This is a genomic window from Sanguibacter sp. A247, from assembly GCF_052324925.1.
Taxonomy (GTDB): domain Bacteria; phylum Actinomycetota; class Actinomycetes; order Actinomycetales; family Cellulomonadaceae; genus Flavimobilis.
Genome location: NZ_JBQPRE010000001.1, coordinates 104,239 through 118,161, shown reverse-complemented (window position 1 = coordinate 118,161; position 13,923 = coordinate 104,239). Strand labels below are relative to the sequence as shown.

General features: G+C 69.3%; 13 protein-coding genes. 10 read left to right on the top strand and 3 right to left on the bottom strand.

What is annotated here, in order from left to right; all coding sequences use genetic code 11:
* Window positions 1-236 precede the first annotated feature (236 nt).
* The 5 genes from ACTVCO_RS00530 to rplI all read left to right on the top strand — a co-directional run bounded on the left by ACTVCO_RS00530 (window position 237) and on the right by rplI (window position 4,552).
* The gene (locus tag ACTVCO_RS00530; protein WP_443726435.1) at window positions 237-2,651 is read left to right on the top strand and encodes a penicillin-binding protein; all 2,415 of its coding nucleotides are present in this window, start codon (window positions 237-239) and stop codon (window positions 2,649-2,651) included.
* A gap of 178 nt (window positions 2,652-2,829) precedes the next feature.
* Complete coding sequence (rpsF, locus tag ACTVCO_RS00525; RefSeq protein WP_443726434.1) at window positions 2,830-3,183, top strand: 30S ribosomal protein S6; 354 nt, start codon at window positions 2,830-2,832, stop codon at window positions 3,181-3,183.
* A 64-nt stretch (window positions 3,184-3,247) separates the two neighbouring features.
* Entirely contained in the window at window positions 3,248-3,751 is a 504-nt protein-coding gene (locus tag ACTVCO_RS00520; protein WP_443726433.1) for a single-stranded DNA-binding protein, read from the top strand.
* An 85-nt stretch (window positions 3,752-3,836) separates the two neighbouring features.
* On the top strand, window positions 3,837-4,073 hold the full coding sequence (rpsR, locus tag ACTVCO_RS00515; RefSeq protein WP_102510777.1) for a 30S ribosomal protein S18: 237 nt from the start codon (window positions 3,837-3,839) through the stop codon (window positions 4,071-4,073).
* A 29-nt stretch (window positions 4,074-4,102) separates the two neighbouring features.
* Window positions 4,103-4,552, top strand: coding sequence for a 50S ribosomal protein L9 (gene rplI, locus ACTVCO_RS00510; protein ID WP_443726432.1), 450 nt, complete (start codon window positions 4,103-4,105; stop codon window positions 4,550-4,552).
* A gap of 123 nt (window positions 4,553-4,675) precedes the next feature.
* Here the strand turns inward: rplI and ACTVCO_RS00505 are convergent, their stop codons facing one another.
* Window positions 4,676-6,016: an MATE family efflux transporter gene (locus ACTVCO_RS00505; protein WP_443726431.1), complete on the bottom strand. Its 1,341-nt coding sequence runs from the start codon at window positions 6,014-6,016 to the stop codon at window positions 4,676-4,678.
* A 308-nt stretch (window positions 6,017-6,324) separates the two neighbouring features.
* Between ACTVCO_RS00505 and dnaB the strand changes: the two genes are divergently transcribed.
* Both dnaB and ACTVCO_RS00495 read left to right on the top strand, forming a co-directional pair.
* Window positions 6,325-7,689 carry a replicative DNA helicase gene (gene dnaB, locus ACTVCO_RS00500; RefSeq protein WP_443726430.1) on the top strand — a complete coding sequence of 455 codons (1,365 nt, stop codon included), beginning with the start codon at window positions 6,325-6,327 and terminating at the stop codon, window positions 7,687-7,689.
* 5 nt (window positions 7,690-7,694) lie between these two features.
* Window positions 7,695-8,177 (top strand): NUDIX hydrolase, encoded by a 483-nt coding sequence (locus tag ACTVCO_RS00495; protein WP_443726429.1) that lies wholly within the window; start codon window positions 7,695-7,697, stop codon window positions 8,175-8,177.
* 351 nt (window positions 8,178-8,528) lie between these two features.
* On the opposite strand, the gene ACTVCO_RS00490 is transcribed toward ACTVCO_RS00495, so the two are convergent.
* On the bottom strand, window positions 8,529-9,389 hold the full coding sequence (locus ACTVCO_RS00490) for a LysR family transcriptional regulator (RefSeq protein ID WP_443726428.1): 861 nt from the start codon (window positions 9,387-9,389) through the stop codon (window positions 8,529-8,531).
* A 69-nt stretch (window positions 9,390-9,458) separates the two neighbouring features.
* Here ACTVCO_RS00490 and ACTVCO_RS00485 point away from each other — a divergent pair, with 69 nt between their 5' ends.
* Window positions 9,459-10,499, top strand: a complete 1,041-nt coding sequence (locus tag ACTVCO_RS00485) for an EamA family transporter (protein WP_443726427.1) — start codon at window positions 9,459-9,461, stop codon at window positions 10,497-10,499.
* Window positions 10,500-10,540: 41 nt separating this feature from the next.
* Here ACTVCO_RS00485 and ACTVCO_RS00480 read toward each other — a convergent pair whose 3' ends face one another.
* Window positions 10,541-11,629, bottom strand: a complete 1,089-nt coding sequence (locus ACTVCO_RS00480; RefSeq protein WP_443726425.1) for a magnesium and cobalt transport protein CorA — start codon at window positions 11,627-11,629, stop codon at window positions 10,541-10,543.
* Window positions 11,630-11,729: 100 nt separating this feature from the next.
* Here ACTVCO_RS00480 and ACTVCO_RS00475 point away from each other — a divergent pair, with 100 nt between their 5' ends.
* Together ACTVCO_RS00475 and ACTVCO_RS00470 are read left to right on the top strand one after the other, a co-directional pair.
* Window positions 11,730-12,509, top strand: coding sequence for a helix-turn-helix transcriptional regulator (locus ACTVCO_RS00475; protein ID WP_443726424.1), 780 nt, complete (start codon window positions 11,730-11,732; stop codon window positions 12,507-12,509).
* A 95-nt stretch (window positions 12,510-12,604) separates the two neighbouring features.
* A complete protein-coding gene (locus ACTVCO_RS00470; RefSeq protein ID WP_443726423.1) occupies window positions 12,605-13,918 on the top strand; it encodes an MFS transporter in 1,314 nt (437 codons plus the stop codon).
* The last annotated feature ends 5 nt before the right edge of the window (window positions 13,919-13,923 follow it).

Sequence of the window (13,923 nt, the reverse complement as noted above, 5' to 3'; positions counted from 1 at the left end):
CCCAGGAGGCCACGAGCACGTCGATGTATCGAACCGATACATCGGAGAGACTATGGCGCACGACCGCCCGCCGCAAGGCGCAACGCGTGCGGCACGTCACGCGCTCTGTGAAGATCGTGCGGAGCACACGCGGCAGCCCCGGGCAGAGTCCGAGGCGGCCCCCATGCTCCTGCCGTACGAGCCGATCAAGCGCATAGGGTTCGTACGGTCGTCTTACCGAAAGAGAAGGGGTCAACGTGACCAGGTCGAGCAAGGCAACGAGCGCGGGACGCGCACCAGCGCGAACGCCGAGCCGTCGTCGGCTGCTCAACTACCCACGGGCAGGCCGGGGCCGCATCCACCGTTGGATGCCCTCGTGGCGGTTCATCCTCACCTCCTTCCTCTTCGTCATCGCCGTCGGCGTCGGAGCCCTCATCACGGCCTACGCCCGCACCGAGATCCCCGACGCCTCCTCTGTCGCGCTCGCGCAGACGACGACCGTCTACTACTCCGACGGCAAGACGGAGATGGGCAAGTTCCTCGAGATCAACCGCGAGATCGTCGACGAGTCCGAGATCCCCGACGTCGTCAAGGACGCCGTCGTCGCAGCCGAGGACCGGACCTTCTGGGAGAACGCCGGCGTCGACGTCAAGGGCATGGCGCGCGCGCTGTGGATCAACGTCACGACCGGCAAGCGCCAGGGCGGCTCGACCATCACCCAGCAGTACGCCGAGCGCTATCTCGGCGACGAGACAGTGACGGACTACGTCGGCAAGCTCCAGGAAGCACTGCTCTCCCTCAAGCTCGGCCAGGAGGTCGACAAGGACGAGATCCTCGCGAGCTACATCAACACCATCTACTTCGGCCGCGGGGCCAACGGCATCCAGACCGCCGCACAGGCCTACTTCGGGGTCGACGCCAAGGAGCTCACGACCGCCCAGGCCGTCCTCCTCGCAGGCGTCATCCCGTCGCCCAACAACTTCGACCCGCGGACGAGCGAGGAGGACGCCCAGCGTCGCTTCGACTACGTCCGCGGCGCGATGGTCGAGACGGGCGCCCTCACCCAGGCCGAGTCTGACAAGCTCAAGCTCCCGAAGACGATCAAGGTCAAACGGTCCAACGCGCTCGCGGGTCCCCGGGGCTACCTGCTCGACATGGTGCGTCGCGAGGTCGTCGCGACGGGACTCACGACCAACGACGAGATCGGCACGGCGGGGCTGCGCATCGTCACGACGATCGACCGCAAGAACCAGGCCGCGCTCCAAGAGACCATCCTCAAGGAAGGGCTCCTCGAGGGAGCGTCAAAGAACCTGCGGACCGCAGCCGTCTCGCTCGACGCGAGCACAGGCGCGATCCGCGCCCTGTACGGCGGTGAGGACTACACGGTCGTCCAGCAGAACCGCGTCACCCAAGACCGGGCCCAGGCCGGTTCGACGTTCAAGCCGTTCACGCTCGTCGCGGCGCTCGAGTCCGGACACACGCTCGACGACCGGTTCGACGGCCGCAGCGGGCGTCGCTTCGAGGGCGTCAAGGACCCCGTCCGCAACTTCGGCAACCAGAGCTGGGGACGCGTCACCCTGCTGCGCGCCACAGAGTTCTCCATCAACACCCCCTTCGTCGAGCTCAACCTCGAGCTCACCCCCGCCGTGACGAACGAGGTCGCGGTGCGTGCCGGAATCCCCGCGGACACCCCGGACCTCGACGACGTGCCGTCCTCAGTCCTCGGCGTCGCAGCCGTCCACCCGATCGACATGGCGGAGTCCTACGGAACCCTCGCCGCCGGCGGTATGCACTCCGACCCGTACATCGTCGAGTCGGTGCGCCGTCTCGGCGAGGACGACGACGTCTACCGCGGGTCCACGCCTCCCCGCCGCGTCATCGAAGCAGACGTCGTCGCCGACACGACCTACGCGATGACCCAAGTCGTCGAGCGCGGCTCGGGCACGACCGCCAAGCGTCTCGGTCGACCCGTCGCCGGCAAGACGGGAACGTCGAGCAACAACCGCTCCGCATGGTTCGTCGGCTTCACTCCGCAGGTCGTCACGGCCGTCGCGCTCTACCAGAGCGGCGAGGATGGCACCCAGGAGGAGATCACGCCGTTCCGTGGCTACCGGGAGATCACAGGGAGCTCCGCGCCATCGGACATCTGGACGTCGTACATGATCAAGGCGATGGAAGGCGTTCCCGTCGAGAACTTCCCCGAGCGCACGGTCCCCGAACGACCGACGCCGACGCAGGAGCCGACCGAGGACCCCTCGACCGAACCGACCGAGACCGAGACCGAGACCGAGACGACCCCGACGTCGGCCGTCGTGCCCTCCAACCTCGCCGGATCGAGCGAGAAGGCCGCGCGCCGAGCCCTTGCTCGCGCCGACCTCGAGGCCGTCGTCGTCTACCGCGACGACGCGACCGTGCCCAAGGGCACCGTCATCTCGACGCAGCCCGGCGGGGGAACCGAGGTTCCGCCCGGATCGAGCATCACGATCATCGTGTCCTCGGGCCCGCCTCCCGAGCCTGAGCCCGAGCCCGAGCCCGATCCGACGACCGAGCCGACCCCCGAGCAGGAGGCCACTCCGAGCCCCCCCGCGACGCAGGATCCGGGCGACCCGACGACCGAGCCCGCGGCCCAGGCCGGGGGCAAGCGGGAGCCCGGGCCGCCCGCGAAGCCCTGACCACAAGTGCCAGGCCCTGAGCGGTCTGTCACACGGTTGGTGAGGGTGCCAGCGTTTCCGGTACCCTGACATCCTGCCCTGCGTCGACCGTCCGCCATCGGACGTGCTCAGCGCAGGGCGACGCAACAACCCTCCTGTCACGGAAGTCCCGTGACCGCCAAGTCCAAAGGAGGTGGGTATGAGCATGCGTCAGTACGAGCTGATGATCATCCTGGATCCCGAGATCGAGGAGCGCACCGTCGCCCCGTCGCTCGACAAGTACCTCACGGTCGTCACGACCGAGGGTGGATCCGTCGACAAGGTCGACATCTGGGGCCGCCGTCGTCTCGCTTACGAGATCAACAAGAAGTCTGAGGGCATCTACGCGGTGGTTGACTTCACCGCAACGCCCGCGACCGCCAAGGAGCTCGACCGCCAGCTCGGCCTCAACGAGGTCGTCCTGCGCACGAAGGTGCTCCGCCGCGAGGAGTCCAAGGCCGCAGCGGCACCCGCCGTCGTCGCCGAGGCCCCCGCAGAGGCCGACGCTTCCTGACGTCTCCACGCTCCACCCCGTCGGCATGAGCCGATGGGTCCCGTACATCTCGAAGGAGTAGGCAATGGCTGGTGACACTGTCATCACCGTGGTGGGAAACCTCACCGCGGACCCGGAGCTCCGTTTCACCCCGTCGGGTGCAGCGGTGGCCAACTTCACGGTGGCCTCCACGCCCCGCACCTTCGACCGCCAGGCGAACGAGTGGAAGGACGGCGACGCGCTGTTCCTCCGCTGCTCGGTCTGGCGCGAGGCCGCCGAGAACGTCGCAGAGACCCTCACCAAGGGCATGCGCGTCCTCGTCCAGGGTCGGTTGACCCAGCGGTCGTACGAGACCCGCGAGGGTGAGAAGCGCACCGTCGTCGAGCTGCAGGTGGACGAGATCGGTCCGTCCCTGCGGTACGCCTCTGCCAAGGTCACACGAGCCCAGCGCTCGGGTGGCGGCGGTGGTGGCGGATTCGGCGGCGCACCCCAGGGTGGTGGTGGCGGTGGCTACCAGCAGAACGACCCGTGGGCCACGTCCGGTCCCGCAGCCTCAGGCGGCGGATTCTCCGACGAGCCCCCGTTCTGACCGTTCCCCACCCGGGACACAGACACGACGACCCTCCGGCCGCCCTGCGGCACGGAGGGACAGCACCTGACAAGGAGCCCCCACGATGGCCAAGGCCGTTGTCCGCAAGCCCAAGAAGAAGTCCAACCCGCTGAAGTCCGCGAAGATCGACGTCGTCGACTACAAGGACTCTGCGCTCCTGCGCAAGTTCATCTCTGACCGCGGGAAGATCCGTGCGCGCCGCGTCACGGGTGTCTCCGTCCAGGAGCAGCGTCAGATCGCGCGTGCCGTCAAGAACGCGCGTGAAATGGCCCTCCTGCCCTACTCGTCCTCGGCTCGCTGAGCCGACGCCTCGAAGGGAAATCACAGAAGATGGCAAAGCTCATCCTCACGCACGAGGTCACTGGCCTCGGTGAGCCCGGCGACGTCGTGACCGTCAAGGACGGTTACGCGCGCAACTACCTCGTCCCCCGTGGCCTGGCGACCGTCTGGTCCAAGGGTGCCGAGTCTGAGGTCACCGCGATTCGCAAGGCCCGCAAGGCCCGCGAGATCGCAACGCTCGAGGGTGCCCGCGCTGTGCGCGACGCACTCCAGGGCAAGGCATTCGCTGTGGAGGCCAAGGCCGGCAACGGCGGGCGCCTCTTCGGTGCCGTGACGACCGCGGACATTGCCGCGGCCGTCGAGGCTGCCGGTGGCCCCAAGATCGACCGCCGCAAGGTCGAGGTCGCTCAGACGATCAAGTCGACCGGCGACTACACCGTGTCGGTTCGCCTGCACGCTGAGGTCTCCGCGAACGTCAAGATCAAGGTCGTCGCCGCCTGAGTGCAGCGCTGACCAACGACGCCCGGTTCCCCGCGAGGAGGGCCGGGCGTCGTGCTTCCCGCGCGCACGCGCCCCCAGGTGGCTCGATCGCGGATCCGCCGACGTGAGGTACGCCCGGCGGCGTCAGGAGCCCGTGACCATCCAGCGCGCGGACCGTGCGCGCAGGCCCGTCGTCAGCGCCCGCGCACACATGAACACGCCCCCGAACGCGAGCCACAACCACACGACGCCCCACGTGCCCGCGGGAGCCCACGCGCGCACGGCGAGCGCGCACGGCAGGTAGACGACGAGGGTCGCGAGACCCGCCCACGCGAGATAGCGACCGTCACCAGCTCCGATGAGAATGCCGTCGAGCACGAACACCCACCCCGCGATCGGCAGCAGCACGGCCGTCGTGATGAGCCCCGCGACGACAGCCCGCCTCACGTCCGGATCCGGCGTGAACAGAGGCGCGAGCACAGGCGAGGCGAGGGCGACAAGAATGCCCAGCCCGATGCCGGCCCCGACTCCCCACTGGAGCGTGCGGCGCAGGACGGTGCGGACCCTGTTCGTGTCGCCCGCACCGAGGCTGTGCCCGACGAGCGCCTGCGCCGCGATCGCGAGCGCGTCGAGCGCGAATGCCGTGAGGCCCCAGACACTGTTGATGACCTGGTGAGAGGCGAGCGTCACGGCGCCGAGACCGGTCGCGACCCACACGGTCGCGAGGATCGCTGCGCGCAGCGACAGGGTGCGCACGACGAGCGGCATCCCGTCGCGCGCGGAGGCCCAGACGCCGCCCCGCTGCGGCCGGAGGCTCACCTGCTCGCGGCGTGCGAAGCGAACGACGACGGCGACGAGCACGGCCCCCATCGTCAGCTGCGCGATCGCCGTGCCGGCGCCGGACCCAGCCACCCCGAATCCGAGACCCCAGACCAGAGTGACGCTGAGGACCGTGTTGAGGACCGCGCCACCCACGGCGACCACGAGGGGCGTGCGAGTGTCGAGCATGCCGCGCAGCACGCCGGTCGAGGCCAGCACGAGGAGCATCCCGGGCAGGCCCGGGACAGACGAGCGCAGGTAGGAGCCTGCGTGGCGGGCCACGTCGGCGTCGGCGCCCAGCAGGTCGATGAGTGCTGGCGTTGCGACCCAGAGCCCCGCCGCGAGAACGAGGCCGAGAGCGAGGGCGAGCCACAGGCCGTCGATCCCCGCCTGGAGCGCCTCGGCGCGTCGGCCCGCCCCGGTGCGGCGCGAGACCGCAGCGGTGGTTGCGTAGGCGAGGAAGACGCAGAGCCCGACGACGGTCATGAGGATCGTGCTTGCGAGCGAGAGCCCTGCGAGCTCGGCGGTCCCGAGGTGCCCGACGACCGCGGAGTCGACGAGGACGAAGAGCGGCTCGGCGACGAGGGCACCGAGGGCGGGGACGGCGAGCGCGAGGATCGACCTGTCCAGCGCGCGATCACGCGATCGTTCACCTGATGGACGCATGGGGGACAACTTTCTGTCCACAGGCGTGAACGGCGGAATCGTGCGGATCTTGGCGTGGTGTGACGGCGCGCTCTCATGTTATCCCCGGGATCGTCCACAGGCTGTGGGTTCATTGACCGGCGGTTTCCACACCCGTGGAGCACCCTGTGGATAACTCGGTGCACGACGCCGCTGGTTGTCGGGTCCCCGGAGCCGTATGGTGCGGGTGGCCCGGACCCCGCAGCCCGGCCGGCTCCGCGCGCGTCGATGTCCGACGCTCGAGGCAGGATGCGGTGAGCGACCACAGGGTCGCACGAGAGGCAGGGCACATGTCGGCGGAGCACGACGAGGACTACGGCAGCTCCGGGGGGCGCGCGTTCGACCGCACGCCACCCCAGGACGTCGCCGCCGAGCAGTCCGTCCTCGGCGGCATGCTCATCTCGAAGGACGCCATCGCCGACGTCGTCGAGGAGCTCAAGGGGAACGACTTCTACCGGCCGGCCCACGAGCTCATCTATGACGCGATCATGGACCTCTACGGCCGCGGCGAACCCGCGGACGCCATCACGGTCCTTGCTGAGCTGACCAAGCGTGGCGAGGTCGGCCGCATCGGCGGCGCCCCCTACATCCACGAGCTCATCGCGATGGTCCCGACCGCCGCGAACGCCGGCTACTACGCCCGCATCGTGCGCGAGCGCGCCATCCTTCGGCGTCTTGTCGAAGCCGGGACGCGCATCGTCCAGCTCGGCTACGCAGCCGACGGCGGCGACGTCGACGAGATCGTCAACAACGCGCAGGCCGAGGTCTACGCGGTCACCGAGACTCGCGCGAGCGAGGACTACGTCATCCTCGGCGAGGTTCTCGGCGCGACCGTCGACGAGATCGAGGCCGCGGGCAGCCGCGGCGAGGGCATGGTGGGCGTGCCCACCGGCTTCGCCGACCTCGACAAGCTCACCAACGGCCTGCACCCGGGGCAGATGATCGTCATCGCCGCTCGTCCGGCCATCGGCAAGTCGACGCTCGCGATCGACTTCGTCCGGTCCGCCGCGATCAAGAGCAACCAGGCCGCCGTCGTCTTCAGCCTCGAGATGAGCAAGACCGAGATCACGATGCGACTGCTCGCGGCCGAGGCGCGCGTGCATCTGCAGAAGCTGCGCAACGGGTCGATGAGCGACGACGACTGGCAGAAGCTCGCGGGCACGATGGGCCGCATCTCCGAGGCGCCGCTGTTCATCGACGACTCCCCGAACATGTCGCTCATGGAGATCCGCGCCAAGTGTCGGCGGCTCAAGCAGCGTCACGACCTCAAGCTTGTCGTCATCGACTATCTCCAGCTCATGACGTCCGGCAAGCGCGTCGAGTCGCGTCAGCAGGAGGTCTCGGAGTTCTCGCGTGCGCTCAAGCTCCTCGCGAAGGAGCTCGAGGTACCCGTTATTGCGCTCTCTCAGCTCAACCGTGGCCCTGAGCAGCGCACCGACAAGCGGCCGGCGATGAGCGACCTGCGTGAGTCCGGCTCGATCGAGCAGGACGCCGACATGGTGATCCTGCTGCACCGCGAGGACGCCTACGAGAAGGAGTCGCCGCGCGCGGGGGAGGCTGACCTCATCGTCGCCAAGCACCGTAACGGCCCCACTGACACGATCACGGTCGCGTTCCAAGGTCACTACTCGCGCTTCGTCGACATGCAGGCGTGACGACCATGACGACTGCTACGCCTCGACCTCACTACGCGCTCATCCCCGCGTCATACGTCTTCTTGCGCCGCGGCGACGAGGTGCTCCTGCAGCACCGCGCAGGCACGGGGTACATGGACGGGCACTGGGTCGCAGGTGCGGCCGGGCATGTCGAGCCAGGAGAGACCGCCGCCCAGGCCGCCGTGCGTGAAGTTGCCGAAGAGCTTGGCGTCGAGGTCGACGTGGCCGACCTCACGCTGCTCACGGTTCTTCAGCGGACCGACGGATCCGACGCTCCGATCGAGCAGCGCATCGAGTGGTTCTGGGCCGTCGACACATGGACGGGCGAACCGCAGATCATGGAGCCGCACAAGTGTGACGGTCTCGAGTGGTCTGCCCTCGACGCGCTGCCCGAGCCGGTGCCGCACTACGAGCGATTCATCCTCGACGGTCTGCGCGACGGATCGTTGCCGCTCGTCACCGCCTTCGGCTATCCCCGGGTGCCCTAGGCCCGGTCCCAGGGCGTCGATAGTCGATTGGTCCATGTGAGGTGTGCCGATCGGCTATCCCCGGGTGCCCCGGTGCCCCGGTGCCCCGGTGCCCCGGGCCCGGTCCCAGGGCGTCGATAGTCGATTGGTCCACGTGAGGTGTGCCGATCGACTATCCCCGGTGCCCTAGGCCCGGACTCAGGGCGTCGATTGTCGATTGGTCCATGTGAGGTGTGTCGATCGGCTATCCCCGGGTGGCCTGGTGCCCCGGTGCCCCGGGCCCGGACCCAGGGCGTCGATAGTCGATCGGTCCATGTGAGGTGTGTCGATCGGCTATCGGGCGGGGCGGGCGGGGCTGGTGGGGGGAGGCTCCTAGGCCGCTGCGTAGAGCTCCGTCACCGTGTGGACGAGCTCGTCGAGGCCCGGTGGGCGGGCATCGCGCAACCAGACGAGGCGGACCGCGATGCGTGGACCGTCCTTGATCGGCCGGTAGATGACCCCCGGCCGGGGATGATGGTCGGCCGTCGCCTGCGCCGTCGTCCCCACACCGCGCCCGGCCGCGATCGTGTCGAGCCACGACTCGACGTCCGTCGACTCGACGAACGTCGGCAGCGTCGCTGCGCCCTGCCACAGGTCCGAGCCCGTCGTGCCCGTGCGGGGATCGATGACGACGGTCCGGCCCGCGATCTCGGCCATCGTCACCCGCCGTCGGCGTGACCACAGCACGTCGTCGGACGCGAACGCGACGAGCCTGCGCTCAAGACCGACGACGAACGACCCGTAGCGCCTGTCGTCGACGGGACGACGCACGATCGCGACGTCGCACACCCCCTCGGCAAGACCCGACGTCGAGGAGTTGAACCGGACGAGCTCGAGCCCGATGTCGTCGTGCTCCTTGGCCCAGCGTCGCTGCAGCGGCGCAGTGTGGCGACCGAGCGCCGACCACGCGTAGCCCAGCCGGATGAGGCCGTGCCGGGAGCGGACGAACTCGCTGAAGCGACCCGCCTCAGCAAGCACGCGGCGCGCGTGGGGCAGCAGCTGCACACCGAGCGCGGTGGGCTCACAGCCGCGCGGGACCCGCCGCAGGATCCTCTCGCCGAGTGCGCGTTCGAGAGCCGCGATCGAACGCGAGACCGTCGCCTGCGACACGTGCAGCTGCAGGGCCGCGTCGGTGAGAGAGCCCGCGTCAACCGCGACGACGAAGACCTCGAGCTCGCGCAGCGTCCAATTCATACCCTCAGGCTATGGCAGCCATGCAAACTGCACTAGGTGAAGTTCGCGGGGGCGCTTAGCGTCACCCCCATGAGCCTCCTCGCGGCGCGACCCGCCGCACCCGCCCGCCCCGCCGTGCCCACAGGCGCCGGCGCACCCGCCGTGCCCACAGGCGCCGGCGCACCCGCCGTGCCCACGGCCCCCGGTGCCTCCCTGGCGCCCGCACGCCCCGCGCCCCAGGCCGGGCCGAGCACGATCGAGGTCCTTCCCGCGTCCGTGCCGAGCTCGCGTGATCGCGCGATCGGCATCGGGCTCATGCTCGTCGGGACCGCGACGGGCCAGACGGGCGCCGCGCTCGGAGCCAAGGCGTTCCCGCTCATCGGCCCCGTCGGGGTCGTCGCGTTGCGCCAGCTCGTCACGGCGGCGATCCTCGTCCCCGCTGTCCGACCCCGTGTACGCGGCCGCAACCGTGCGCAGTGGCTCACGGTCCTCGGGCTCGTCCTGGTCTTCAGCGTCATGAACCTCACGCTCTACCTCGCGGTCGAGCGCCTTGGTCTTGGGCTCGCGGTGACGATCGAGTTTCTCGGCCCGCTCGCGGTCGCGATCTTCGGCTCCCGCAAGCGCCTCGATCTCGCGTGCGCGGTGCTCGCCGGCGTCGGCGTCGTCGTGCTGACCATGCCTGGCCCGACGACGGACGTCGTCGGCCTCGCCCTTGCACTCACCGCCGCAGCGGCGTGGGGGGCCTACATCCTCCTCAACCGTGCCATCGGACAGCGGTTTGCGGGTCTGGAGGGGCCAGCGCTCGCGAGCGGCGTCACCGCGCTGCTCTGGCTGCCGATCGCCGCATGGTGGTTCGCGCACCACGCGCTCACTTGGCACGCGTTCGCCCTCGCGGCCGGCTGCGCGGTCCTCGCGTCGCTCGTTCCATACGTTGTCGACGTGCTTGCGCTGCGGCGCGTGAGCGCACCCGCCTTCGGGACGTTCGCGAGTCTCAGCCCGGTCTGGGCGGCCCTCATGGGCTGGCTCGTGCTTAGCGAGGCGCTCGCCGTCAACGAGTGGGTCGGGATCGGTCTCATCGTCGCGAGCAACGCCGTGACCTCCGCGCACGGCCTGCGATCCGCGGCGCACTGACGACAGCCGGGCGCACTGACGACAGTCGGGCGGTCCGCGCGCTACATCCAGCGGTTGCGTCGGAAGAGCAGCCACAGCCCAGCGCCGACCCCGAGCATGAGCAGGATCGACATCGGGTAGCCGAACCGCCAGTGGAGCTCGGGCATGTCGTCAAAGTTCATGCCGTAGATCGCACCGACGAGCGTGGGCGCGAAGAGGATTGCCGCCCAGCCCGAGATCTTCTTCATGTTCTCGTTCTGGCGCTGGTTGACGAGGGTCGCATTGACGTTGAGGATCTGCGCCAGCGCGTCGCGCAGCTCGGCGACGGACACCGTGACGCGCGTGAGGTGGTCGGCGACGTCTTGCAGGTAGGCGCGCAGTCCGGGGTCGATCTCGTACTGGTCGAAGCCCGCGCGCAGGGCTTCGACGACTGCGACGAGCGGAACCGCCGCATGCTGCAGGTCGATGATCTCGCGCGAGAGCCGGTAGATGCGCTCCGCGGCCTTCTCGTCGCCGTCAAAGACCTGCCGTTCGATCTCCTCGCGGTCGATCTCGAGATCGGCGATGACGTGCGCGTAGCCGTCGACCGCGACGTCGAGGAACGAGTGCACGATCGCTTCCGGGCCGAGCCGCAGGACCTCGGGGTCGCGCGCGATCCGATGGACGTCACCGACGGCCTGCCCGCCGCGGGCCTGGCACATGATGGCGACGACGTTCCTGCGCACGAGCAGGTGGAACTCGGTGACCTGCACGTCTTCTGTCGGGTCGTCGTAGGTGGCGAGCCGGGCAACGACGAAGAGCACGTCGCCGTACCGCTCGAGCTTGGGTCGCTGGCCCGCCTTAAGGAGGTCTTCGACGAGCAGCGGGTGCAACGTCCATACGCTCCCGAGGTGCGCGATCTGCTCGACCGTCGGCATGTCGTAGCCGAGGACGACGAGCCCGTCCGGGTGCGCCTTCGCGTAGCTGAGAGCGGTGTCGGCTGCCGTGTCGGAGGCGTCGAGACCAACGGTGCGCGAGTCGACGACCTCGCCGTCGCGCAGGTGTGTCGTCCGCAACGTCGAGGGCTGGTTCGGCTCGTCCGCGCGCTCACGCCGCCCGACGAGGTCGAGCAGGCGTCGTGGGCGGTCCCGACGGGGGTGTGACGTTGACATGCGAACTCCTTGCAGGGGCGTGCCTCGAGCGTAGTCAGTGAGCGGATCTGGGATCATGATGGAGTCTGATCTGGGACGCGTGGCAGAGGAGGATCACGTCGTGTCGAGCGCCACCACCGCCCTCGGCAGGGCCTTGGCTGCGGGGAGCCGCGTCGAGCTGCTGCACCTGCTGCAGACGTCAGGTCCGTTGCACCTTGAGGACCTCGTCGCGACGACTGGCCTGCACTCGAACACTGTCCGCGGGCATCTCGCCGTTCTGTGCGAGGTCGACCTCGTGCGGCGGGAGCCCGAGGTGCGCACGGTGCGGGGACGGCCTCGTATGGTCTACCGGGCGACGAGCGCACAGGATGTGGCGGACGACCCGGAGGCGAGTCGTCGGCTGGACGACAGCATCGAGCAGGCGCGACGTGCCGCGGCGGTCGTGGCGCACGCGTGGAACGACGCAGCAGTGCCCGACGAGGCTGCCGGGAGCGCGACTCCCGGGCGGGACGTCCTGGCGCTCGAGGCGCACCTCGACCGCGTCGGTTTTGACCCGGTCTACGAGGCGTCCGAGGCGACGTTCCACCTGTGGCGCTGCCCCTTCGTCGAACTGGCTCGTGCGCTCCCGGAGGTCGTCTGCCGGCTCCATGAAGGCCTCGCGCAGCGCACGCTCGACGCCGCTGGCGGCGAGCACGACGTCGTGCGGCTGCAGCCGTTCGTCGGCCCCGACCACTGCACGCTCTCGCTCCAGCCGCGCCCGGCGGCCGCGCCGGGAGGCGCCGAAACGGCGCCAGCAGAGCCTCGGGCGGCGTCGACCTGCTCGCCGGCTGGCCCAGCGGACGCGCAGGTCGCGGGCGCGTACGAGCAGACAGAGCGCTCGTGCGGGGCTACGGTGGATTAAGCACGGCGTCGATGACGACGCAGCGCGCGTGGCGCGGTGCAGGATCGATGCACGGCGACGACCAGCCGAACGACTGATCCCACCCGGGAGTGCACATGGCGACGACACGCGGCTCCGCGCTTGCAGCTGACCTGTCCAACTGGAACCCCGAAGACGAGAGCACGTGGGACAAGTCCCTCGCGTGGCGCACCCTGTGGGTGACGACGTACAACCTCACCCTCGCGTTCATGGTGTGGTACCTCGTCTCGGCCATCGCTCCGCGCCTCAACAGCATCGGCTTCGACCTCTCGTCGAGCCAGCTGTACTGGCTCGCGGCGATCCCGGGGCTCGCAGGCGGCAGCCTGCGCCTCATCTTCATGTTCCTGCCCCCGGTCGTGGGCACACGCACGCTCGTGGGCGGGGCGACGACGCTCCTGCTTCTGCCGATCCTGGGCTGGACGTTCGCCGTGCGGGACTCGTCGACGACGTACTCGACGCTCCTCATGCTCTCGTTCATGACCGGGATCGGCGGTGGTGCGTTCGCGGGCTTCATGCCCTCGACGAGCTACTTCTTCCCCAAACGCATGTCGGGCACGGCTCTCGGCCTGCAGGCCGGCATCGGGAACTTCGGCGTGAGCCTCGTCCAGCTCATCGCACCGTGGGTCGTCGGGTTCGGTCTCTTCGGGACCGCCGTTCTCACGCCCCAGAAGACGACGGGCGGCGGAGACCTGTGGCTGCACAACGTGCCGTTCGTCGTCGTGCCCTGGGTGATCCTCGGCATCGTCCTCGCCGCGATCTTCCTGCGGCGGGTGCCGATCCGGGCGAGCTTCCGCGACCAGCTCGACATCTTCCGGCTCAAGCAGACCTGGGTGATGACCGCGGTCTACCTCATGACGTTCGGCGCGTTCGCGGGCTTCGCCGCGCAGCTCGGTCTCATCACGATCGCCGAGTTCGGCAGCTTCGCCGACGCGCCCGATCCGCTGAAGTTCGCGTTCATCGGTCCGCTCCTGGGCTCGGCGACACGGGCTCTGTGGGGACCGCTGTGCGACCGTTTCGGCGGCGCGATCTGGACGTTCGTCGCGGGCATCGGCATGACGATCTCGACGGTGTTCACGATCTTCTTCCTCGACCCCACCGACGTGTCGCAGTTCGCATGGTTCCTCGGCGGCATGCTGGCGATCTTCACGTTCGCTGGGATCGGCAACGCCGGGACGTTCAAGCAGATGCCCATGATCTTCGACAAGCGTCGCGCAGGCGGCGTCATCGGCTTCACGTCCGCGATCGCGGCCTTCGGGCCTTTCATCGTGGGCATGGGCCTGTCGTTCTTCTCACCGCGTGCGTTCTTCATCGGCGCGGCGGTGTACTTCGCCTTCTGCACGTGGCTGACCTGGAGCAACTACGTGCGCCGCGGCGCACCCCACCCGAGCTGATCATG

What these genes read in the sequence shown, in the direction of transcription:
- ACTVCO_RS00480 (WP_443726425.1), bottom strand. Translation starts at nt 11,629, where the DNA reads ATGTCAACGTCACACCCCCGTCGGGACCGCCCACGACGCCTGCTCGAC.
- ACTVCO_RS00485 (WP_443726427.1), top strand. Translation starts at nt 9,459, where the DNA reads ATGAGCCTCCTCGCGGCGCGACCCGCCGCACCCGCCCGCCCCGCCGTG.
- ACTVCO_RS00495 (WP_443726429.1), top strand. Translation starts at nt 7,695, where the DNA reads ATGACGACTGCTACGCCTCGACCTCACTACGCGCTCATCCCCGCGTCA.
- ACTVCO_RS00505 (WP_443726431.1), bottom strand. Translation starts at nt 6,016, where the DNA reads ATGCGTCCATCAGGTGAACGATCGCGTGATCGCGCGCTGGACAGGTCG.
- ACTVCO_RS00520 (WP_443726433.1), top strand. Translation starts at nt 3,248, where the DNA reads ATGGCTGGTGACACTGTCATCACCGTGGTGGGAAACCTCACCGCGGAC.
- rpsR (WP_102510777.1), top strand. Translation starts at nt 3,837, where the DNA reads ATGGCCAAGGCCGTTGTCCGCAAGCCCAAGAAGAAGTCCAACCCGCTG.
- rplI (WP_443726432.1), top strand. Translation starts at nt 4,103, where the DNA reads ATGGCAAAGCTCATCCTCACGCACGAGGTCACTGGCCTCGGTGAGCCC.
- ACTVCO_RS00470 (WP_443726423.1), top strand. Translation starts at nt 12,605, where the DNA reads ATGGCGACGACACGCGGCTCCGCGCTTGCAGCTGACCTGTCCAACTGG.
- dnaB (WP_443726430.1), top strand. Translation starts at nt 6,325, where the DNA reads ATGTCGGCGGAGCACGACGAGGACTACGGCAGCTCCGGGGGGCGCGCG.
- ACTVCO_RS00490 (WP_443726428.1), bottom strand. Translation starts at nt 9,389, where the DNA reads ATGAATTGGACGCTGCGCGAGCTCGAGGTCTTCGTCGTCGCGGTTGAC.
- rpsF (WP_443726434.1), top strand. Translation starts at nt 2,830, where the DNA reads ATGAGCATGCGTCAGTACGAGCTGATGATCATCCTGGATCCCGAGATC.